Consider the following 21,811-nt stretch of genomic DNA (forward strand, 5'->3'; position numbering starts at 1 on the left):
CTTCCATGCGCGTGCTCGTCACCAGTTCCCGCAACACCTTCGCCCTGGATCTGATCCGCAAGCTCGGGAGCGTGGGGCACACCGTCTTCGCCGCCGACACGTACGAGGGAGCGGTCGGCAGCCATTCGCGATTCCTCGCGGGCCACCTGACGACCCCGTCGCCGCGTTTCGAGACCGACGCGTTCATCGCGACGGTCAACGCCTACGTCGAGGAGCACGACATCGAGGTCGTCATCCCGACCTTCGAGGAGGTCTTCTACCTCGCCGCCCGTGCGGCCGACCTGCCCGAGGGGGTGCGCCTGTATGCCGGCAGCTTCGGCGACCTCGCGCGCCTGCACGACAAGGCGAGCTTCCAGCGCCTCGCCCAGGATGCCGGCGTGCCCATCCCCGAGACGGTCGTCGTCACCTCGCCCGACGAGCTGCGCGGCGCCATCGACCGCTTCCCCCGCTACTTCGCCCGCGCGGCCTTCTCGCGCGGCGGCGTGGGCCTGTTGACCAACACGGGGCCGCTCGCGGGCAAGGTGCCCGTCGAGGACTGCGTCCCGACGCCCGAGCAGCCGTGGCTCGTGCAGCCGTTCGTCGACGGCCCCATGGTCTGCACCTACAGCGTGGTGGTCGACGGCACGGTTCAGGCGCACACGACCTACCGGGCGGCCGAGCAGTGGGCGCACTCCACCGCGATCGCGTTCATCGCCGTCGACAGCACCGACACCCTGCGCTACACGCAGCAGCTCGTCGCCGCCCTCGACCCCGGCTTCACGGGCCAGATCTCGTTCGACTTCGTCGACCACGGCTCCGATGCCGTCCCCGACTACAAGATCATCGAGTGCAATCCGCGCCCCACCAACGGCGTCATCCTGCTCGAGGCCGACGACGTCTCCAGGGCGATCCAGGGCGAGCTCGCCGAGCCGGTGGTCGCCGTCCCCGGTACGGAGCGGCAGATCACCCTCGCCGTGATCGCCGACGCGTTCACCGAGCCGCTGTCGCACCTGCCGAGGACCCTGCACGACCTGCTCCACGTGCGCGATGTCGGGGCCGGGTGGTGGGACGACGCTGCGATGCTCTGGAGCCCGGCCACGATCGCGCACGGCGCGAAGATCTCGCACGGCGACCGGAAAGAGGTGCTCGCCGCCCTCGGCGACGACATCGTCTGGAACGGCGAGCCGATCGAGGGCATGAGCGAGACGGATGCCGCGGCCCTCGAGGCCGTGCACGCCGGCCGCATCTGACTCCGCGACATCCCCCGCATCGCCGTGGCGAGCGTCCAGAACACGCCGCACCGGCTCGGAGCGTGCGGCGTGTCCTGGACACTCGACGGCAATGGCCGGCTCCGCGTCGCGCGCGGGGCCGGCGAGGCGAGCGTCAGGCGCCGGGGCGCAGGACGACCTTGATGCAGCCGTCTTCTTTCTTCTGGAACGTCTCGTACAGGCCGGGGGCGTCTTCGAGCGGCGCGTGGTGGGTGACCAGGTCCATGACGCCGAGCGGGTCGGCGGGGTCCTCGACGAGCGGCAGGAGATCGTCGATCCACCGCTTGACGTTGCACTGGCCCATGCGGAAGTTCAGCTGCTTGTCGAACATCGTCTTCATCGGCAGCACGTCGGCCTCGCCGGCGTACACACCGCTGAGGGAGACGGTGCCACCGCGACGGACAAGGTCGATCGAGGAGTAGACGGCGGCGAGGCGGTCGAGGCCGGCCTTGTCCATGAGCTTCTGCGCGAGGGCGTCGGGGAGCAGCCCGATCGCGTCCTGCGCCAGCTTGATTCCGCCGTTGCCGTGGGCCTCCATGCCGACGGCATCCACCACGGAGTCGACCCCGCGCCCCTCGGTGAGGTCGAGGAGCTCGTCGACCACCGTGTCGGTGAGGTCGTAGGTGAGGACGCCGTGGCGCTCGACCATCGCGCGGCGGTCGGCCTCGGGCTCGACCGCGAGCACGCGGTAGCCGAGGTGCACGCCGATGCGGGCCGCGAACTGGCCGACCGGACCCAGGCCCATCACCGCGAGCGTGCCGCCCTCGGGGACGTTCGCGTACTTCACGCCCTGCCAGGCCGTGGGGACGATGTCGCTGAGGAAGAGATAGCGGTCGTCGGGGAGGTCGTCGCCTACGCGGATGTGGTTGTAGTCGGCCAGCGGCACGCGCAGGTATTCGGCCTGACCTCCGGGCACCTGGCCGTAGAGCTTGGTGTAGCCGAAGAGCGCCGCACCGCTGCCGTACTCGCGCACCTGGGTGGTCTCGCACTGCGACTGCAGCCCGCGGCGACACATGAAGCAGTGTCCGCACGAGATGTTGAACGGCACGACGACGCGGTCGCCGACGGCGAGATTGGTCACGGCCGAGCCCACCTCGACGACGACGCCCATCGGCTCGTGGCCGAGCACATCGCCCTTGTCGATGAAGGGCCCGAAGAGTTCGTACAGGTGCAGGTCGGAACCGCAGATCGCGGTCGAGGTGATCTTGACGATCGCGTCGGTGGGTTCCAGGATCTCGGGGTCCGGGACCTCCTCGACGCTCACGTTGCGCTTGCCCTGCCAGGTCAGTGCCTTCATGTCGTGCCTCTCGTTCCGGGGACGCCCAGTGTGCGCCCCGACACGGCGGCCCGCCGAGGTGGTTGACGAGCCCCCGGTGAGTGCGTCATGCCCCCGGCGCTGCGACCGGCGGAGCGTCGATCCAGGCGTGCACGCGCGCAAGGAACGCGGCGTATCCGGCGGGGGTGCGCCCGGCGAGGCGTCCCGAGGTCTCGACCTCGTGCACGTCGCTCGCGCGTTCACGGGCTCCGATCGCCCGGGCCGCGCGCACGAGAGCGACGTCTTCGTGCGCGGAGAGATCCGGGATGCCACCGGCCTCGGCGTAGGTGCTGGCCCGAACGCCGAGATTGGCGCCGTGCACGTTGCCGGGCGGGCGTCCGCGATGGTGGGTGGCGCGCCAGTACGCGACGTGCCGCGCGCTGAGGTCGGCGAAGTCAGGGCGTACGGTTCCGAGGACCACGTCGACGCCGGCATCCGCCAGGTCGAGCTGATGGGTGATCCAGTCCACGGGCACGACCGTGTCGGCATCCGTCATCGCGATCCAGGTCTCGTGCGGGCTCGCGTCCAGCGTCGACAAGGCGTGCGCGACGCCAGTCCGGCGGGCGGCGCCGACGCGGCGCGCGCTGATCTCGACGACCTCGACCGGCCACCGCCGCACCTGCGGCTCGGTGGCGTCGGTGCACGCGTCGAGCACGACGACGACGACCGCGACGAGATCGGGAGCGCCGTCCCGCGCGTGCGCCACGGCTCTCGCCACGGATGACAAACACCGCCCGATCAGGGCTTCTTCGTCATGCGCGGGGATGACGACCGCCACCGCTCTCACGACGCGAGCCCGGCCTCGGTCGCCACCGACCGCGCTCCCGGGCGCGCGAACACCTCGAGCACGAAGTCCTCCTCCTCGTGGCGCACGAGGCGCACCAGGTCGGGGCGACCGGCGAGCGCCTCGTGGACGCTGTCGCCACTGCGGGGGTACTCCGCGACCGGATGCCGCCAGTGGCAGGCCACGAGCTGACCGTCGTCGCTGAGCGACGCGACGGCGGCGGCGAGCCCGCGATCCAGGTCGGCGCCCGCCCAGTAATACGCCACCTCCGACAGCACGACCAGGTCGAACTCCCCCGCGGGCCAGTCGTCGGGGAGGGTGCCGCGACGCAGCTCGACGTTCGCGCTGGTCGCCATCCGGCGGCGAGCCCGTTCGAGGGCGGCGGCGGCGAGGTCGACGGCGAGCACCCGGTCGCTCCGACGGGCCAGCTCCACGGTGAGCGCGCCGGTCGAGCAGCCCGCCTCGAAGGTGGCCCGGTACCGGCGCCGGGGCAGGGCGGCGAGCAGCGCGGCGCGCTTGCGCTCCTCGTACCAGCGTGAATCGAAGCCCCACGGATCGTCGTGCCGAGCGTAGATGTCGTCGAAGTAGGCCTGGCCGACGGTGGCGTCCGGGGCGGGCTCGGCGGGGCCGGGCGTGGGCTCGGCCGCGGCGGGAGCCGGCTCGGCCGCGGCGGGAGCCGGCTGGTCCGACGACGCGGCGCGCTCCGTCGCTGCGCGAGCGGCCGCACGGTCGCGCGGCTCCGGCGCGAAGAACACCTCGGCATCCCTCTCGAAATGCGCGCGCATGCGCGGGTGCACCATCGGCTCGTCGCCGGGCGCCGGCGACAACGGCTGAAGCTGACTGGCGTGCGCGTCGAGGGCGCGGGTCTTGGCATCGCGAGCACCCGTGTCGAGAACGAGACGCTCGACGGCGTCCCATGGCACGTCACCGGGTGCGCCCCAGTGCCACAACCAGATCGGGAACGCGCGCGAGCGCACGCCGCGGGCCCCACACACCTCCTCGACGATCTCGCCGACGACGCGGTGGTCGCGGTGTCCGTCTCCGCGCCAGGGCGACAGCACCAGCACGCGGTCGGAACCGGCCCGGTCGAGAGCCTCACCGAGGGCGGCGGAGACGGCATCCCGATACTCGTCGGTTGCGCCGTCGGGGAGGCCGAGGAACAGCGGTTCGGCGTCGAGCCCGAGCGTCTCCACGGCGGTGCGCAGCTCGCGACGGCGCAGCAGCGCGAGCGTCGCCGGCGAGTGCGTGGGCGAGCCGGGGTGCGACCCCTCGCCGTCGGTCACGACGACGAGGTCGACCGGGATGCCGCGGACGGCGGCCGTGGCCAGGATGCCCGCCGCCCCGAGGGTCTCGTCGTCGGGATGCGCGGCGACGACGATCAGACGGTCGACATCGAGGTCGAGCGACGAGAGGTCACGCCGTAGAGCGGCGGTCCAGACGCCTTCGTCGGTACCCGGATCGCGGTGGTCGAAGCTCACCATGCTCCCCCTCCCCGTGCCACGTCGCCGCCGATCTTCGCCAGGTCACGCGCGCCGTGATGCTGCCTCACGTACACCTGCAGGTCGGCCACCCGTCGCGCGTGCGCCTCGTCGGCGACGAGGGGCAGGGGGCCGAGGGCGTGGGCGGCCTCGGAGATCGTCGTCTCGACCGCGTCGGCCACGACGGTGCGCGCACGGGCGGCACGAAGCCCCTCGGATGCCGAGCCCCCGGCGTCGAACAGCCGCGCGGTCTCGACGAGCACGGCGCGGGCGGCCCACAGAGCCGTGTCAGCCCGGCCGAGGTGCACGCGAGAGACCTGGTCGGCGCTGTCACCGGTGGCAGCGTCGGCGAGCGCTACGCGAAGGGGCGCCGCTCCGCCCCACCAGCAGGCTGCGACCCCCACCCCGCCGTGGGCGAAGCCGGGACGGCGGAGATACCACCCGGCATCCCCCACCGGTACGGCGGGGGCGCCCTCGACGTCGATCGGGGCGCTGACGACGCGGTCCAGCCCGCGGGCGTGCCACGGGCCCTGGTGTGCGGTCACGGCCGCATCGCGCAGGTCGAGCGCGAAGAGCTGCCGCCGCTCGTCGTCGATCCAGGCCGTGACGAGTGCGCGGTCGAGGTCGGCGGCGAGCGAGCACCACGGCTTGGTCCCGTGCAGCGTCCAGGTGCCCGCGTCGTGTCGCGCTTCGAGTCGGGTGCCCGGCCCCTCGGCGGCGAAGACGCCCCAGGTGCCGGTCGTGTCGAGGTCGAGCGCGAAGCCCGACGCCGCGGCCTCAGCGAGGATGGTGAGCGCGTCGAGGTGCGGCTCGAGCACGCGGGCGGCGGCGACATCGCGCGCCGCCACCGACGCGAGCAGCTCCCAGGTCGCCGCGACCGAGGTCGGCCGGGCGACGTCCACCGCCCATGCGAGGGTGGCGGCGATATCCGTACCGAGGCCGTCGATGGCGTCCGCCCCCTCCAGGGCGACACGGACGCTCCCGAGGCCGGGGGTGTCGTCGGGCACGAGCAGGGGGAATGCGAGATGGTCGCCGTCAGTCACCTCGTCAGCATCCGCGCGCGTGCGTCTTTCGTGCAGATCCTTGACACCGCGGTCCGTCCCGGACAGGAGTGCCATTCCAGCGGCGATGCCCGCCGGTTCCCACGTCGGGATGGAGAGCCGGGCTGCGAAACCGATCATCTGATGACAGCGGCGATCCCCGCCGTCATCGCGGCACTCTTGGACGGAGACCGGGATGACGTACGATCTATTCGGCGGAATGAACCCGCCGGAAAGATCCGAGGGTGCGGACGGTGCCGTTCCGGAGTAAAGACACGTTGCAGGCCTGGCTCGATGAGCACGCCGCCGGTGGCGCCGACGGCGGCGGGGTGGCGTATGTCGCCGACCAGGAGGCCGTCGACGGCCGCGACAGCGGACTCGTGGTCTACCCCCTCCGCAACGCGACGACATCCGTCTACCTGCAGGCCGTCGCGGTGGGGCAGCCGGACTGGCGCGTCACGATCGAGGCTCAGCCCGAGGTCACGGAGTTGTCCCCGGAGGAGGTCTACGACCTGTGCCGCGAACTCCGGAACGTCGCAGACCTGTGCGCGTTCCTGCAGGCCAAGTCGGTGGAGCACCTGGTGAGGCTCCGCGAGGCGGACGCCGCGTCCTGATCAGGCGGCGGAGGCATCTTCAGCCGCGATGCCGAGGACCCGCTCAGCCTTCGCTCTCGCGGCCGTCATGGCCACCGCCGCGAGGTCGGCTTCGAGGTGCGACGACTTTCCCCTCAGCCTGACCGCCGGTCGCGCCTCGACGCCCGGGTGACGCGTCAGCGACCCCGTCGCCCGAGCGGGCTCGACGCGGCAGCACGCGGCGGCGCAGCAGGGCGTCGAGATGCGCGACGTGCAGGAGCAGCCCGGGGAACGACGCCGACAGTCCCTTCCGCGGCAACCGGTCGAGCGCCGCCTCGTCTGCGGGGAGACGCGTCTGCTGCCCCCGCACGAGCCGCCGGATGGCGTTCAGCAGCGCCAGCGGGTGGGTGTCGAGGGCGCTGTGGCCATTGCGGATGCGGACCAGGGTGGCATCCGGGGCCGACGCCGCCACCCGCTCGGCGATCGCCGGAGGGGTGCGCAGATCCCGGTCACCCGAGAGCACCACGAGCGGGAAGGCGAAGGCGCCCACCGCTGCCACGAGGTCGTACGGCTCGCGCTCGAACGCCGGGAAGCCGGGTGCCAGCGGCAGATACGTCAGCGCCGGGTCGAGCGGGTGGCCATCGGGCGTGCCGGCGTACCCCAGCTCGCGGAACGCGATCGTGCCGACGAGATCGAACTCGTAGATGCCCGGGATCCGAGGGAGCCCGCCGTCGCGCGTGGCGTAGGCGCCCAGCGCGCGCCAGGTGAGGCCGGGACGGTGCCGCAGCAGCGGGTGAACCAGGTCGGCCCCGCCCAGCTCGTACGCCGCGCGCACGATGTCGAGCACGACGCGTGGAGTGACACCCCCCGCGATGAGGCGCCTCACACCGCGGGCCATGTCGTCATCGGCATCCCAGAACAACTCCCGCAGGCGCGCCCGCTCGACACCGATATCGCGGGTGGACTGCAGCGCGGAGTCGAGCAGCATGGACGCCACCCGCTCCGGATGCCGCGCGCCGAACGCCATGGCCAGGTAGCTGCCGTACGAGGAGCCGACGATCACCGCGCGGTCGATGCCCTCGGCGTCGAGGACGGCCACGATGTCGTCGAGCACCGCGGTGATGCGCATCGCGTCAGGCGGCAGGGGTCGGCCGTCGAGATCGTGACGCGAGCGGCCGACACCGCGGTGCTCGATCATCACGAGATCGAGCCCGCCGCTCGCCGCCCACCGCCGGAGACCCCGGTACGGCAGCACCGACGCCAGCCCCGGGCCGCCCGGGATGACCAGCACGGGCGTCGCCTCCCGCGGACCTGTGCGCACGTACCTCAGGTCGAACGCCGGCGCCCCTCCGGCCGCGGGGCGGCGGATCGACCGCAGGCTCTCGGGCATGCCAGCACGCTACTCGCGTGCAGGCTGGCGAGGGCGCGAGGCACGGGGTTCCGGTTGGCTGTGAGTTCGGACGCGGACGGCCCCGGTGGGGCCCGGCATCCATAGGCTCCGTTCGTGCCCTCCGCCTCCGTTCGAACCCGCGACCTGCCTGCCGCCGTCGCCGCGATCGGCGCGACCGCCCTCGGCGCCGGGCTCGGCGAACTCGTCGCAGCCATCGTCGCTCCCACCGCGAGTCCATTCGCGGTCATCGGCGGCGGCATGATCGACATCGCCCCCGCGTGGGCGAAGAACCTCGCCATCAGCCTCTTCGGCACCGGCGACAAGGCGGCGCTCCTCGTCGGCATCGCGGTGCTGCTGCTCGCGGTCGCCGGTGCGGCCGGAGTGCTCGAGTGGCACCGGCCCCCGTGGGGGCGCGTCGTCCTCGGCGCACTGGGTGTCGTGGGGGCGATCGTGGCGCTGACCCGCTCCGACGCGGGCATGCTGTCGCCCGTGCCCTCGATCGTCGCGGCCGGCGCGGCCTCGGCGGCGACGGCGTGGCTCATCGGGCGCCTGCGTCGAGGGCCGCGCTCCGGACTCGCGGCCGACGAGGGCATGACCCGTCGGAGTGTGCTCGCCCTCTCGGGCATCGCGGTCGCGGCCGGGGCGCTCGCCGCCGCCGGCTCGTTCGCGCTGAGCTCCGGCGCCCGCGCGGTGAGCGCCGTACGCGCGGCCCTGCGCCTTCCGACGCCGACGACCACGACGGCCGTTCCCGCGGCGGCGGAACTCGGCATCGACGGCCTCTCGCCGGTCATCACCCCCTCAGCCGATTTCTACCGCATCGACACCGCGCTCGTCGTGCCCCAGGTCGACCCGGCGACGTGGACGCTGCGCGTGCACGGACTCGTCGAACAGGAGGTCGTGCTGCGCTGGGACGACCTGATCGCGATGTCACCGAAGGAGACGGTCGCCACCCTCGTGTGCGTGTCGAACGAGGTCGGCGGATCGCTCATCGGCACCGCCCGCTGGCTCGGCGTGCCGCTGCGGGAGGTTCTGGCCCGCGCACGTCCGACCGCCGAGGCCGACATGGTGCTGTCGCGCTCGATCGACGGGTTCACGGCATCCAGTCCGCTCGAAGCACTCACCGACGACCGCGACGCGCTCCTGGCCATCGGCATGAACGGCGAGCCCCTGCCGATCGAGCACGGCTTCCCGGTGCGCATGGTCGTGCCGGGCCTGTACGGCTACGTCTCGGCCACCAAGTGGGTCACCGAGCTCGAGGTCACCCGCTACGACCGGGCCGAGGGGTACTGGACCTCGCGCGGCTGGTCGGAGCGCGGCCCTGTGAAACTCCAGTCGCGCATCGACGTCCCGCGAGCCGGCGCCCGCGTCGAGGCGGGCACCGCCGTCATCGCGGGCGTCGCCTGGCAGACCCACGTGGGCGTGTCCGGGGTCGAGGTGCAGATCGACGACGGGCCGTGGCTACCGGCGACCCTCGCGTCGGCGATCTCGGCCGACACCTGGGTGCAGTGGAGCGTGGCGTGGGAAGCGACGAGCGGCTCGCACACCGTACGCTGCCGCGCGATCTCGGCCGACGGTCAGACGCAGACCGACGTGCCGGCGCCGCCCGCCCCCGACGGCGCGACGGGGTGGGACGAACTCACGGTGACGGTGGCCTGACCGTCGCCGTGCCGAGGCGTGAGGGGTCAGCTTCTGCCGCCGAGCGTGGACGAAAGCGACAGATTCTGACCCCTCACGCGGCTCAGGCCGACAACACGTGCCGGAGCTGTTCGACCGCCCAGTCCAGTTCGGTGGCGCGGATCGTCAGCGGAGGGGCGATGCGGATCGTCTGGCCGTGCGTGTCCTTCACGAGCACCCCGCGCGTCAGCAGCTTCTGGGCGACCTCGCGGCCGGTGCCGTAGGCGGGGTCGATGTCGACGCCGGCCCACAGGCCCGCGATACGCACCGCGGTCACGCCGTGGCCGATGAGCGCCCGCAGCGCGGGCTCGAGGTGCGCTCCCAGCGCCTTCGCGCGGGTCTGGAACTCACCCGATGCCAGCATCTCGACCACGCGCAGGCCCACGGCCGCGGCCAACGGGTTGCCCCCGAAGGTCGAACCGTGCTCGCCCGCACGGATGACGCCCAGAACGTCCTCGTCGGCGACGACGGCGGACAGGGGCAGGATGCCGCCGCCGAGCGCCTTCCCGAGGAGGTACACGTCGGGTACGACACCCTCGCGATCGCACGCGAACGTCTCGCCCACGCGGCCGAGGCCCGACTGGATCTCGTCGGCGATGAAGAGCACGTTGTTCTGCGTGCAGATCTCGCGCACCCGCTGCAGGAACCCCTCGGGCGGCAGGACGACGCCCGCCTCGCCCTGGATGGGCTCGAGCAGTACGGCGGCGGTGTTCTCGTCGATGGCCGCTGCGATGGCATCCGCGTCGCCATAGGGCACGTGCACGAAGCCGGGCGCGTAGGGACCGAAGTCGTCGTGGGCGACCGGGTCGTCGCTGAAGCCGACGATCGTGGTGGTGCGGCCGTGGAAGTTGCCGTTCGCGACGATGATCGTCGCCGCATCGGCGGCGATGCCCTTCGTGCGGTAGCCCCACGCGCGTGCGACCTTGATGCCGGTCTCGACGGCCTCGGCACCGGTGTTCATCGGCAGGACGAGGTCTTTGCCGCACAGCTGCGACAGCGCCGTGGCGAACGGGCCGAGGCGGTCGTTGTGGTACGCCCGGCTGGTCAGCGTGAGGCGATCGAGCTGCTCGCGGGCGGCGGCGAGGATCGCGGGGTGACCGTGGCCGAAGTTCAACGCCGAATAAGCCGACAGCAGGTCGAGGTAGCGCTTGCCCTCGACGTCGGTGACCCACACGCCCTCGGCGCGCGAGACGACGACCGGCAGCGGGTGGTAGTTGTGGGCGAGGTGGGCGCCCTCCTCGGCGACGAGACGCTCGCTGAGCGCGTCGATCGTGGTGCTCATCGGGCACCGCCGCGCAGCTCCAGCGTGCAGCACTTGATGCCGCCGCCGCCGAGCAGCAGTTCCGAGAGGTCGACCATCACCGGGGTGTATCCGCGCTCGCGCAGCTGCGCCTCGAAGCCCACGGCCCGCGGGGAGATGATGACGTTCTTGCCGTCGCTGGCGGAGTTGAGTCCGAAGACCGCTCCGTCGCTGTCGGACACCCGGATGGCATCCGGGTAGCGCTCGCGCAGGATCGCCTGGCTGCGCTCGTCGAACGCGGTGGGCAGGTAGGCGATGTTGGCCCTCTCGACACCGCCGGGCCCCTCGACGGGGTCGAGCACGGCGATCGCGGTGTCGAGGTGGTAGAACCGCGGGTCGGTGAGGGTCAGCGAGACGACCTCGCGGGAGAACACCTCGCCCACTTCGCGGTGGCTGTCACCGGTCGAGCGGAAGCCCGTGCCGGCGAGGATCGTGTCGCCCACGAGCAGGAAGTCGCCCTCGCCCTCGTTGACCTCCACCGGTTCGGCGACCTCGAAGCCGTTCGCTGCGAACCAGTCGTTGAACGCCGGCGCCTCGGCCGCGCGCTCGCGGAAGCGGAACTTCGGACCGTACGCGACACCGTCGATGACGAAGCCGCCGTTGGCGGTGTAGACCATGTCGGGCAGACCCTCGACCGGGTCGATCAGCTCGATCTCATGCCCGAGCGAGGTGTAGGTGTCGTATAGCGACTGCCACTGCTGCAGGGCGAGATTCGTGTCGGTGGGGCGCGAGGGCTCCATCCACGGGTTGATGCTGTAGCTCACCGTGAAGTGCGCGGGCCGGCACATCAGGTACCGACGGTGCTGCTGCACACGCTCGGTGGAGGTGGCCTCGGCGGTGCTGGCGATAGGGGTGGCGGACATCTGTGCTCCTCGGAGAAAGGTGCGGCGGACGCTGTCCTGGGGCCCGGTGGCCCTTCGAACCCGGCGGCGCCGTGGCGCCGTGCGGGGAAAGGTCGGTCCGAGCACGCCGTGGCCATTCTCGCACGCGTGTGCGCGCGGGCGCGAACAGCCGCGCGCACCCTCCGCGATGCGCACAAACTCAGCGGCATCCGCGCCGACCCGACGGAGGTTGCGCGCATCACTGATTCTCTGCACGGCGGCAGGCGGGCGGACCCGCGCCGCACAACCTCAGCGATGCGCGCAGGTTGCGCAAACCGACCCTGCGGGCCGGCACCGGATGCCGCGTCACACGGCTCCGCGCACGCCCTCCGCCCGCAGCCGCGCCACGTCGGCCGCGGAGTGCAGGCCGGCGTCGGAGCCGAGGCCCGTGGCCACGAGGCTGCCGCACGCGAGGCCGCGCTCCGCGGCCTCGGTGACGTCGGCGCCGTCCATCAGACCCCCGATGAAACCGGCGCTGAACGCGTCGCCGCAGCCCGTCGTGTCCACGACGTCGACGGCATATGCCGGCAGCCGCATGTCGCGTGAGGCTCGCGTGCTGATGCTGGCCCCCGCCGCGCCGCGGGTGATCACGAGCGTCGAGACGCCGGCATCCAGGTAGAAGGCGATGGCCTCGTCGAGGCTCGACGCGCCCGCGAACGACAGCGCATCCTCCTCGCTCGGGAAGAGGTAGTCGACGAACGGCAGGCACGGAAGCACCGCGTCGCGGTCGGCCGGCGACCCCGTCGGGATGAAGTCCATCGTCGTCACGACCCCGGCGTCGCGGGCGCGGCGCAGCAGGTCGACGCTGGGCGCGCCGTCGATGCCCGGCAGCAGGCACGTGCCGCCGAGGTGGAGCACCGCGACATCGCTCAGATGGATGGATGCCAGATCCTCGGGCGCGATCGCCGCGTTCGACCCGATGACGTGCAGCGCGGGCCGGCTCCCGTCGCGGCGGATGGGCAGCATCGTCGCGGAGGTGGGCCGCTCGGGGCGCACGGCGAGGCCGGTGACGTCGACCCCCTCGTCGGCCATCGTGGAGCGCAGGAAGACACCCAGCGCGTCGTCGCCTACGGCGCCCACCGTCGCCACGGGAACGCCGAGTCGCGCGAGGTCGACGGCGGTCGCGGCAGCGGTGCCGGCCACGGTCAGGCGGATCTCGTCCAGCAGCGCGAGGCCCTGCCCGGGCGGAATGGCGTCGACGTAGCGACCGAGCACGTCGGCGACGTGGAGACCGACGGTGACGACGCGACGGGCGGGGTAGGACATGGATCTCCTGCGGTGGGGTGGGGCCGATGCGAAACCGGCGTCACGAGGGGGCGGTGTCCGGTCGGCACCGGACGGGCCGCTGCGGGGACGGGCGAAGCATACTGAGCGGCTCACCCGTGATGGCTTCATTTCACCGTGTGACGCTCGAGTCGAACGTCGTCCGCCCCCTCCCTACGATTCGAGAGACCGCTTTCCGGCGTCATCCCACACAGCATCCGCGGCGACGCGCGCACCGACGCGAGCGCCCATCGGCCCCACAGGAGCCCACCGTGAGAAAGTCCCTCTTCGCCCTCCCGGCGATCGTCGTCGCAGCGTCCCTCGCCCTCGCCGGCTGCAGCACCGTCTCGTCCGACGCGGCCGCCCCGAACGGCGACGGCGTCGACGCCGCCCAGCCGCTCGCGGGTAAGACCATCGGCATCGCCGTCGTCGGCACGCAGCACTTCTGGGACCGCGAGGCCTTCCAGGGCGCGGTCGACGAGGTCACCCGGCTCGGCGGCACGCCGCTCACCACCGACGGCAACCGCGACAACACCCTGCACGCGCAGAACCACGACATCTTCCTCGCCCAGAACGTCGATGCCGTCATCACGATCCTCGGCGACGCGTCGGTCGACCCGAAGCTGCAGCAGCTGCACGACGCCGGCATCCCCGTCTTCGGCGTCGACCACGCCTCGGAGTGGGCGGTCAACAACGCCCAGTCCGACAACGAGGTGGGCGGCACGGCCCTCGGCAAGATCACCGGCGACGCCCTCGGCGGCACGGGCAACGTGGCCGTCTTCAACGCCTTCGGGACGAGCCTGTCGTTCTGCGGCGAGCGCTACGACGCGTGGAAGAACGAACTCGCGACGGACTACCCGGGCGTCAAGCTCATCGAGCCCGAGCTGGCCGAGCAGTTCGCCAACGCCCCCGACGACGCGCGGCAGCAGACGCTCGCGCTGCTGGAGAAGTACCCCGCCGGCACCATCCAGGGCATCCACGTGGCGTGCTGGGACCAGCCGGCCATCGGCGTGGTGCAGGCGATCGAAGACTCCGGTCGCACCGACGTGAAGGTCACCGCCTTCGACGCCGGCCCCGACACGCTCGAGATCATGAGCGAGCCGAACAGCCCGTTCGTCGGCAACATTGCCCAGCTGCCGCGCAAGATCGCCACGATCTCGGCTGACAACGTGGGCAAGTACTTCCTCGGCGAAGAGGTCGAGAAGGTCAGCTACGTCGACACGATCCCGGTCGCCGGTCCCGATGAGGCGACCGCGGTCGCGAAGGAGCTGGGCTACACCCAGTGACGATCGGTTCCTCCCCCCTCGTGACGCCGGTGCTCCGCATGACCGGCGTCACGAAGGCGTTCGCGGGCGTCCCGGCTCTCCGGGGCGCCTCGATCGACGTGCGCCCGGGCGAGGTGCACGGCCTCGTCGGCGAGAACGGCGCGGGCAAGTCCACGCTCATCAAGATCCTGGCCGGTATCTACGAGCGCGACGGCGGCACGGTCGTCATCGGCGGGACGGATGCCGGGCGACTCACTCCCGCCGACGCCCACGCGGCCGGCATCCGCTTCGTGCATCAGGAACTGCAGCTCGTACCCGACATGACCGTGGCCGAGAATGTCTGGCTCGGCAACGAGCACAGCGCGGGCGGGGTGCTCCGCGGCCGCGCCATGAAGGCCCGCGTGACCGAGGTGCTGCACGACGTGCTCGGCATCCGGCTCTCCCCCACCCGGCTCGTCCGCGACCTCGGGCCCGCCGAGCGCAAGCTCGTGCAGGTGGCCCGCGCACTGGTCGACGACGACACGCGCCTCATCGTCTTCGACGAGCCCACGGCCCCCCTCGCCAGCGCCGAGGCCGAGCAGCTGCTCGGCATCATCGGGCGCCTGCGCGAACGCGGCATCTCCAGCCTCTACATCTCGCACTATCTCGGCGAGGTCACGCGCATCTGCGACCGCGTGACCATCCTGCGCGGCGGTGTCGACGTGGGCCGCATCGAGGGGGTCGGGCCCGACAGCGGTCGGGAGATGGTCCGCCTGATGATCGGGCGCGAGATCGACGACCTCTACCCCCCGCGTCGTCCCGTCGCCACGACCGAGCCGGTGCTGCGTGCCCGGGGCCTCCGCGTCGGCGCTGTCGTGCACGGCGTCGACCTCGACGTGCGCCCGGGCGAGATCCTGGGGCTCACCGGCCTGCTCGGCTCCGGGGCGTCCGAACTCGCCGAGGCCCTGGTGGGGCTCCACCGCCACGCGGGCGATCTGTCGCTCCTCGGCCGCCGGTTCCGGCCGTCGAGCCCGGCCGCCGCCCTCGAGGCCGGCGTCGTGCTCGTGCCCCGCGACCGCCGCCACGACGGCGTCGTGCTCGACTTCTCGACCCAGCGCAACCTCACCCTCTCGACCCTCGCCGAGGGCACTCGCGCGGGCCTCCTCGACGACGCCGCGTCGCGGACGCGCGCCGAGGGCCTCGCCGAGCGCCTCGACATCCGTCCGCGCGACACGAGCGTGCAGACCCGCCTGCTCAGCGGAGGAAACCAGCAGAAGGTGGTGCTCGGCCGGAGCCTGGCCGCCGGCGCCCGGGTCATCGTGCTGGATGAGCCCACGGTGGGTGTCGACATCGGCGCGAAGCAGGAGATCTACCGCCTGCTGGCGGAACTCGCGGCATCCGGGACCGCGGTCGTGATCGTCTCGACCGACCCCGCCGAGGTGCTCGGGCTCAGCGACCGCGTCGTCGTGCTCGAACGCGGACGCGTCGCGCACGAGGTGACGACCGACGGTCTGACCCTCGAGCACCTGAGCGCGTTGGTGACCGGGAGCGCCGGCGGGTCCACCGCCGACGCCGCCGCCCCCGAACGAACCGAAGGGGATGCCGCATGAGCGCCCTGACCGTGGAGCGCGCGGCGCTCGTCCCGCGTCTGCGCAGCCTGCTGGCGCGACGCGGGCCACTACTGGTCGTGCTCGCGATGACCGTGTACCTCGCCGTCACGGCGAGGGGCTTCCTCGGCGTCGCCAACGTCACCGCGAGCCTCACCCAGGCGGCGCCCGTCGCGTTGGTCGCGATGGGCCTCGCCATCGTCGTGATCGGCGGCGGCGACGACGTGGTCGTCGGCGGCATCGACCTGTCGATCCCCGCGACCGCGGCGCTCGCCACCGCCATCGTGAGCGATCAGCTCACCACCTACGGCACCCCGTTCGCCGTCGCGTTCGCCCTCGGCATCCTGGTCACCACCGTGTTCGGTCTGCTCAACGCGGTCCTCGTCGGCTGGGTCGGGCTGTCGTCGATCCTCGCCACACTCGCCGTGTACGTCGCCGTCGTCGGCATCACGCGCGTGGTCAGCGGCAATCGCCGCATCGACGTGACGGATCCGCTCATCATCGCCGTCCGCGACACGCGGATCGCCGGCATCCCGCTCGCCGCCGTGCTCATGCTCGTCGTCGCGGCGGTGCTCGTCTTCGTCATGGCGCGCACCCCGTACGGCCGACGTCTGCAGGCCGTCGGCGGCAATCGGGATGCCGCGACCTTCGCCGGCATCCCGACCCGGCGCTACATCATGTCGACGTTCGTCATCGCGGGTGTGGTCGCGGGCCTCAGCGCGCTGCTGCTGGTCGCGCGCGGCTCGGGCAGCAGCCCGGGGATCGACGAGCGCCTCATGGTCGACATGGTTCTGGCGACATTCCTGGGGGCGGCCTTCACCCGCCGCGGCACGGTCACGATCTTCGGCTCCGTCCTGGGCGCGGTGTTCGTGGCGCTGCTCTCGAACGGCCTGATCCTCTCGCGCGTGGCCAACGCGTGGGTCGACGGGTTCAAGGGTGTGCTGATCCTGCTCGTCGTCGCCGCGGCCGCGGCACGCAAGAACGAGGAGGCCCGCGCGTGAGCACCACCGCCACCCGCACCCGCTGGTCGGGGGTCGCCGGTTCCGCCGCCGCGACCGTCACCCGCTACGGCTTCGTCGCCGCCTTCGCGCTGCTGGTCGTGTTCTTCTCGTTCGCCAGCGATGCGTTCCTGCGCCCGAGCAACCTGCTGAACGTGCTCGACGGGGTCGCGATCCTGCTGCTCGTCGCCCTCGCCCTGACGGTGGTGGTGTCGTCCGGCGGCATCGACCTGTCGGCCGCGGTCGCGGTCGACTTCGGCGCGTGGTTCGCGATCGTGTCGATGATGTCGTTCGGGATGCCGTGGCCCGCAGCCGTCCTGCTCGGACTCGTCGGCGGCGCGCTCATCGGAGCGCTCAACGCCTTCCTCATCGTGGGGCTCGGTGTGACGCCCTTCCTCGCGACACTCGGCACCTTCTTCATCGGCCGCAGCGCCCAGCAGATCGGCACGAACGGCGGGGCGAGCGTCAGCTTCCGCGCCGCCCCCGAGGGCTTCACCTTCCTCGGCTCGGGCGACGTGCTGGGCGTCGGCATCCCGGTGATCATCGCCGCGGTCGCGGCCGTGGGCGTCGGCATCCTGCTGCACCGCACCCCCGCGGGCGTGCGCATCCAGGCGATGGGTTTGCAGGATCGCGCGGCGGTCGTCGCGGGGCTTCGCACCCGCCGCATCCGCGTACTCGTCTACATCGGCGCGGGCGTGCTGTGCGCGGCGGGCGGCGTGCTGCTCAGCGCCTCGCTGCGGCTCTACACGCCTCTCGCGGGCTTCAGCTACCTGCTGGATGCCATCGCCGCGGTGTTCATCGGCGCGTCGATGCACCCGCGCTCGCGGCCGAACGTGCCCGGCACCGTCGTGGGAGTGCTCTTCCTGGGCGTCCTGGCGAACGGCCTCGATCTGCTGGGTCTCGACTTCAACGTCAAGGCCGCGGTGCAGGGGGTCGTGCTGCTGGTCGCCCTCGTGCTGGCGTACACCGTCGCGCAGCGCGCGCGGGCGGCGGCGGAGCGCAAGCCCGCGGCGAAGACCCTCGACACCACCCCGGGCGGCACCCCGTGACCCCCGCCGTCCTGGGCATCGACGCCGGAACCACCGCGGTCAAGGCCGTGCTCTACTCGCTCGAGGGTGAGACGCTCGCCGCCGGTCACCGCGCGGTCACGGTCGTCCGCACGCCCGACGGGGCGGCCGAGAGCGACATCGACCTCGTGTGGGAGGCCGTCGTCGGCGCCGTCCGTCAGGCCCTGTCGCAGGCCCGTAGCGCCGGGCCCGACGTGGTCGCGATCGGTGTCACCGGCCAGGGCGACGGGGCGTGGCTCATCGACGCCGACGGTCGCCCGGTGCGCCCCGCAGCTCTGTGGCTCGACGGACGCGGCGCCGACCGCGTGACCGCGTGGCAGCGCGACGGGCGGGATGCCGCGGTGATCGCCGCCACCGGCTCGGCCAGCTTCCCGGGGACGCTCCCCGTGCTGCTCGACGGCTTCGCCGAGTCCGAGCCCGAGACCCTCGCCCGCGCGGCCCACCACCTCAACTGCAAGGACGCGGTGCGTCACCGCCTCACCGGCGAGGTCGCCACCGACCCCTCCGAGGCGTCGCGCACGTATTTGGATCCGGCGACCCTCGCCTACTCCGACGAGATGATCGACGCGCTCGGACACCGTCGCTTCGCACACCTCCTCGCCCCCGTGCGCGCTCCGCACGAGAGCGCCGGCACCCTCACCGATGCCGCCGCCGCCGAGCTGGGCCTCCGGGCCGGCGTGCCCGTCGCCGTCGGGCTCGTCGACTCGGCGGCCTGCCCCGTGGGGCTCGGTGCCCTCGACGATCAGGACGGGTGGGTCGTGCTCGGCACGACCGCCACCGTGGCCGTCAACCGCGTCGACCGCGCCGCCGCCGACAGCGGGATCGGCATCCTCATCCCCACGGGCCGCGGGACCCAGGTGCTCGAGGCCCTGTCGTCGATGGTCGGCACGCCCAACCTCGACTGGGTGCGCGACACCCTGGGTCTCGCCGACCGCGGCTGGAGCGAGCTCGAACGCCTCGCGCGCACCGCGCCGGCCGGCAGCGGCGGCGTGATCTACCTGCCCTACGGATCCCCCAGCGGCGAGCGCGCCCCGTTCGTGGACGCCGCCGCCTCGGCCTCCTGGGTCGGAATGAACGTCACGACGGCTCCGGCGCAGCTGCTGCGCAGCGTCTTCGAGGGCCTCGCGTTCTCGGTCGCCGAGTGCCTCGATCTTCTGGATGCCGCCGAGCGCGTACCCGTGTGCGGCGGTGGCGCGCGCAGCGACTTGCTGTGCCAGCTGCTGGCCGACGTGTCGGGTCGCACGATCGTGCGCACGACCGACCCCGAGGTCGGAGCGCGGGGCGCAGCGACCGTCGCCCTCGTGGCCGCGGGGCTCGCCGTCGACCTGGAGGCCGCGGTGCGGGTCTTCCCCGCCGACGCCGTCGAGTTCACCCCGCGCCCCTCCCCCGCACTGTCGTCGGCGCGAGAGGTGTTCGCGCGCGTGCGCGCGGCGCTGCGGCCGGAGTGGCCGGCGCTGCGCGCGCTCGGTCGGCTGACACCGGATGCCGCCGGCGCCCGCCCGGACGCCGCGTCCCGCGGTGCGGCCCCGAGCGATGAACGCGCCGAGGCGGAACGCACCGCCGCCGGCGCCCCTGCCGCCCACCTCGACGAGCCGGCCCCCGACGTCCCCACCCCCGAGAGGACCCCCGCGTGACCCACATCGTCGTCACCGCCCCCTTCGACCCGCGCATCGCGGCCACGCTCCCGGGCGAGGTCTTCACGGCATCCGAGGTCGAGACCGGCCAGTCCCTCGGTGCGCGCGCCGCCGCCGACCCCGTTTTCGCCGAGGCTCTGGCCGGCGCCGACGTCGTGATCGCAGAGCTCGACCGCATCGACGACGACGCGCTCGCGGCCGCGCCTCGCCTGTCGTTGGTCGTCGCCTGCCGCGCGAACCCCGCGAACGTCGATCTCGCCGCGTGCGCCGCGCGCGGCGTCGAGGTGCGCACGACACCGGGCCGCAACGCCGACGTGACCGCCGACTTCACCCTCGCCCTCCTGCTCGCCACCGTGCGCCACGTGCCCGCGGCGTCGGCGTGGCTGCGTGAGGGCAGGTGGAGCACCGACGACGTCTTCGAGCCGTATGCGCGCTTCCGCGGCATCGGCCTCACGGGCCGGCAGCTCGGCGTCGTCGGTGGCGGCGCGGTCGGTCGACGCGTCGTGCGCCGCGCGCAGGGGTTCGGCATGCGCGTCGCCGTCTACGACCCCTTCCTCGCCCCCGGCGCCCTGGGCGACGACGTCGCGCACCTCGACCTCGACGAGCTGCTCGCCGGGAGCGACATCGTCACCCTGCACGTGCCGCTCACCCCCGAGACCACCGGTCTGATCGGTGCGCGCGAACTCGCACTGCTGCGCCCCGACGCGTATCTGATCAACGCCGGCCGCGCCGCTCTCGTCGACCGCGACGCCCTCCTCCCGGTGCTGCGCGACGGGCGCATCGCCGGCGCCGGCTTCGACGTGTTCCACGACGAGCCGCTCACCCCGGGCGACGAACTGCTGCGGCTGCCGAACGTCACACTCACCCCACACATCGCCGGGGCGTCGGACGACGTGGTCGTCGAGCATTCCCGCCTCGCGGCCGCCGCCGTGGCATCCTTCATCGACACGAAAGAGAAATCATGACCGTCTCCGCCACCGCCGACGTGGTCGTGCTCGACATCGAGGGCACCACGTCCGCCGCAGGGTTCATCCTCGGCGACCTGTACGACTACGCCCGCCCGCGTCTCGACGAGGTGCTCGGGCGCGCCGACGACACCGTTCGCACCGCCCGTGTCGACGCGATCGCCGAGACGGGCCTGGATACCGACGCGTCCGACGCCGAGATCGCCGAGGCGCTGCGCGGTCTGATGGCGAACGACGTGAAGTCCACCCCGCTGAAGACGCTGCAGGGGATCATCTGGGCCGAGGGCTTCGCCGCGGGTGAGATCCACTCGCAGTTCTTCGACGACGTGCCGCCGCGCCTGCGCGCGTGGCATGAGGACGGCATCCGTCTCGCCGTGTACTCCTCGGGTTCGGTCGCCTCGCAGGTGCCGTGGTTCCGTCACGCGCCGCAGGGCGACCTGACCCCTCTCGTCGAGGACTTCTTCGACACGGTCAAGGCGGGGCCGAAGAAGGAACGCGCGTCGTTCGACGCGATCGCCTCCGCCCTCGACGTCGCGCCCGGGCGCGCGCTGTTCCTCACCGACCACCCCGACGAGGTGACGGCGGCTCTCGCGGCCGGCTGGCAGGTGGTCGCCCTCGACCGCGCCGGCGAACCGTGGGCCGGCACCGCATTCGCCGCCCCCGCCGTGGCATCCTTCGACGAGATCGAGGTGACCCGATGACCGTCCTCCCCTCCCGCGACCGCGTGCAGGCCGCCGGCGCCGCCCTCGCGGCCGAGGCTTCGCGCTTCTCGGGCTACGGCTGGATGCGCGGAACCTCGGGCAATCTCTCGGTCGTCGTCGACCGCGACCCGCTCGTGCTCGCCGTCACCGCGTCGGGCCTCGACAAGTCGCTGCTCACCGACGCCGACGTCGTGCTCATCGACGCGAACGGCGAGGCGATCGACCCCGACGACCGGCGCCCCCCGTCGGCGGAGTCGGGTCTGCACGCCCACATCGCCGCGCGCACGGGCGCGAACGCCGTGTTCCACGTGCACGCCTTCGACGCCGTCGTCGCGGGGCACCGGTGGCCGAACGGCGTCGAGATCCGCGACATGGAGATGCTCAAGGGCATCGGCCACCTCGCCGACGACGAGACGGTGACCGTTCCCGTCATCCGCAACCACCAGGACATGACCGTCGAAGCCGGCTGGTTCGACGAGGTCTACCGTCCCGCCACCCCCGAGGTGCCCGAAGTCCCCGCCCTGATCGTGGCGAACCACGGCATGTACGCCTGGGGCAGCGACGTGGCCGCTGCCCGTCGTCACCTCGAGATCACCGAGTGGCTGCTGCGCTTCGCCGTCGCGACGCGCTGAGACACCGGCATCCATCCTC

The 21,811-nt window shown here is 72.6% G+C and carries 19 protein-coding genes; 11 read left to right on the forward strand and 8 right to left on the reverse strand.

Annotated elements, in window-relative coordinates:
• The first annotated feature begins 5 nt into the window (after nucleotides 1-5).
• The gene (locus tag ACXKZF_RS14370; RefSeq protein WP_488984640.1) at nucleotides 6-1,229 is read left to right on the forward strand and encodes an ATP-grasp domain-containing protein; all 1,224 of its coding nucleotides are present in this window, start codon (nucleotides 6-8) and stop codon (nucleotides 1,227-1,229) included.
• A 133-nt stretch (nucleotides 1,230-1,362) separates the two neighbouring features.
• Here the strand turns inward: ACXKZF_RS14370 and ACXKZF_RS14375 are convergent, their stop codons facing one another.
• The 4 genes from ACXKZF_RS14375 to ACXKZF_RS14390 form a co-directional block, all read right to left on the reverse strand.
• Nucleotides 1,363-2,544, reverse strand: a complete 1,182-nt coding sequence (locus tag ACXKZF_RS14375) for a zinc-dependent alcohol dehydrogenase (RefSeq protein WP_488984641.1) — start codon at nucleotides 2,542-2,544, stop codon at nucleotides 1,363-1,365.
• 85 nt (nucleotides 2,545-2,629) lie between these two features.
• Nucleotides 2,630-3,349 (reverse strand): glycosyltransferase family 2 protein, encoded by a 720-nt coding sequence (locus ACXKZF_RS14380; RefSeq protein ID WP_488984642.1) that lies wholly within the window; start codon nucleotides 3,347-3,349, stop codon nucleotides 2,630-2,632.
• The gene (locus ACXKZF_RS14385) at nucleotides 3,346-4,827 is read right to left on the reverse strand and encodes a PIG-L deacetylase family protein (protein ID WP_488984643.1); all 1,482 of its coding nucleotides are present in this window, start codon (nucleotides 4,825-4,827) and stop codon (nucleotides 3,346-3,348) included. The genes ACXKZF_RS14380 and ACXKZF_RS14385 overlap by 4 nt, the downstream gene beginning before the upstream one ends.
• A complete protein-coding gene (locus ACXKZF_RS14390) occupies nucleotides 4,821-5,867 on the reverse strand; it encodes an acyl-CoA dehydrogenase (protein WP_488984644.1) in 1,047 nt (348 codons plus the stop codon). The genes ACXKZF_RS14385 and ACXKZF_RS14390 overlap by 7 nt, the downstream gene beginning before the upstream one ends.
• A 251-nt stretch (nucleotides 5,868-6,118) precedes the next feature.
• Between ACXKZF_RS14390 and ACXKZF_RS14395 the strand changes: the two genes are divergently transcribed.
• Nucleotides 6,119-6,478, forward strand: coding sequence for a hypothetical protein (locus ACXKZF_RS14395; RefSeq protein ID WP_488984645.1), 360 nt, complete (start codon nucleotides 6,119-6,121; stop codon nucleotides 6,476-6,478).
• A 43-nt stretch (nucleotides 6,479-6,521) separates the two neighbouring features.
• Here ACXKZF_RS14395 and ACXKZF_RS14400 read toward each other — a convergent pair whose 3' ends face one another.
• Entirely contained in the window at nucleotides 6,522-7,826 is a 1,305-nt protein-coding gene (locus ACXKZF_RS14400; RefSeq protein WP_488984646.1) for an alpha/beta fold hydrolase, read from the reverse strand.
• 114 nt (nucleotides 7,827-7,940) lie between these two features.
• Between ACXKZF_RS14400 and ACXKZF_RS14405 the strand changes: the two genes are divergently transcribed.
• Nucleotides 7,941-9,482 carry a molybdopterin-dependent oxidoreductase gene (locus ACXKZF_RS14405; protein ID WP_488984647.1) on the forward strand — a complete coding sequence of 514 codons (1,542 nt, stop codon included), beginning with the start codon at nucleotides 7,941-7,943 and terminating at the stop codon, nucleotides 9,480-9,482.
• An 82-nt stretch (nucleotides 9,483-9,564) separates the two neighbouring features.
• On the opposite strand, the gene rocD is transcribed toward ACXKZF_RS14405, so the two are convergent.
• From rocD to ACXKZF_RS14420, 3 genes are all read right to left on the reverse strand, one after another.
• Nucleotides 9,565-10,782: an ornithine--oxo-acid transaminase gene (gene rocD, locus ACXKZF_RS14410; RefSeq protein ID WP_488984648.1), complete on the reverse strand. Its 1,218-nt coding sequence runs from the start codon at nucleotides 10,780-10,782 to the stop codon at nucleotides 9,565-9,567.
• The gene (gene ddaH / locus ACXKZF_RS14415) at nucleotides 10,779-11,663 is read right to left on the reverse strand and encodes a dimethylargininase (RefSeq protein ID WP_488984649.1); all 885 of its coding nucleotides are present in this window, start codon (nucleotides 11,661-11,663) and stop codon (nucleotides 10,779-10,781) included. The genes rocD and ddaH overlap by 4 nt, the downstream gene beginning before the upstream one ends.
• 324 nt (nucleotides 11,664-11,987) lie before the next feature.
• Entirely contained in the window at nucleotides 11,988-12,947 is a 960-nt protein-coding gene (locus ACXKZF_RS14420) for a carbohydrate kinase family protein (protein ID WP_488984650.1), read from the reverse strand.
• A gap of 269 nt (nucleotides 12,948-13,216) precedes the next feature.
• Between ACXKZF_RS14420 and ACXKZF_RS14425 the strand changes: the two genes are divergently transcribed.
• The 8 genes from ACXKZF_RS14425 to mtnB are packed head-to-tail and all read left to right on the forward strand — an operon-like array spanning nucleotide 13,217 to nucleotide 21,792.
• Complete coding sequence (locus ACXKZF_RS14425; protein ID WP_200936061.1) at nucleotides 13,217-14,230, forward strand: sugar ABC transporter substrate-binding protein; 1,014 nt, start codon at nucleotides 13,217-13,219, stop codon at nucleotides 14,228-14,230.
• Nucleotides 14,227-15,798: a sugar ABC transporter ATP-binding protein gene (locus ACXKZF_RS14430; RefSeq protein WP_488984651.1), complete on the forward strand. Its 1,572-nt coding sequence runs from the start codon at nucleotides 14,227-14,229 to the stop codon at nucleotides 15,796-15,798. Before ACXKZF_RS14425 ends, ACXKZF_RS14430 begins: the two co-directional genes overlap by 4 nt.
• A complete protein-coding gene (locus ACXKZF_RS14435) occupies nucleotides 15,795-16,796 on the forward strand; it encodes an ABC transporter permease (protein ID WP_055951582.1) in 1,002 nt (333 codons plus the stop codon). The genes ACXKZF_RS14430 and ACXKZF_RS14435 overlap by 4 nt, the downstream gene beginning before the upstream one ends.
• Nucleotides 16,793-17,842 carry an ABC transporter permease gene (locus tag ACXKZF_RS14440; RefSeq protein ID WP_488984652.1) on the forward strand — a complete coding sequence of 350 codons (1,050 nt, stop codon included), beginning with the start codon at nucleotides 16,793-16,795 and terminating at the stop codon, nucleotides 17,840-17,842. Before ACXKZF_RS14435 ends, ACXKZF_RS14440 begins: the two co-directional genes overlap by 4 nt.
• On the forward strand, nucleotides 17,839-19,494 hold the full coding sequence (locus ACXKZF_RS14445; protein ID WP_488984653.1) for an FGGY family carbohydrate kinase: 1,656 nt from the start codon (nucleotides 17,839-17,841) through the stop codon (nucleotides 19,492-19,494). The genes ACXKZF_RS14440 and ACXKZF_RS14445 overlap by 4 nt, the downstream gene beginning before the upstream one ends.
• Nucleotides 19,491-20,459 carry an NAD(P)-dependent oxidoreductase gene (locus tag ACXKZF_RS14450; protein WP_488984654.1) on the forward strand — a complete coding sequence of 323 codons (969 nt, stop codon included), beginning with the start codon at nucleotides 19,491-19,493 and terminating at the stop codon, nucleotides 20,457-20,459. The genes ACXKZF_RS14445 and ACXKZF_RS14450 overlap by 4 nt, the downstream gene beginning before the upstream one ends.
• A complete protein-coding gene (mtnC, locus tag ACXKZF_RS14455; protein ID WP_488984655.1) occupies nucleotides 20,456-21,160 on the forward strand; it encodes an acireductone synthase in 705 nt (234 codons plus the stop codon). Before ACXKZF_RS14450 ends, mtnC begins: the two co-directional genes overlap by 4 nt.
• Nucleotides 21,157-21,792: a methylthioribulose 1-phosphate dehydratase gene (mtnB, locus tag ACXKZF_RS14460; RefSeq protein WP_488984656.1), complete on the forward strand. Its 636-nt coding sequence runs from the start codon at nucleotides 21,157-21,159 to the stop codon at nucleotides 21,790-21,792. Before mtnC ends, mtnB begins: the two co-directional genes overlap by 4 nt.
• Nucleotides 21,793-21,811 lie beyond the last annotated feature (19 nt).

The organism is Microbacterium sp. ABR10 (assembly GCF_057812175.1).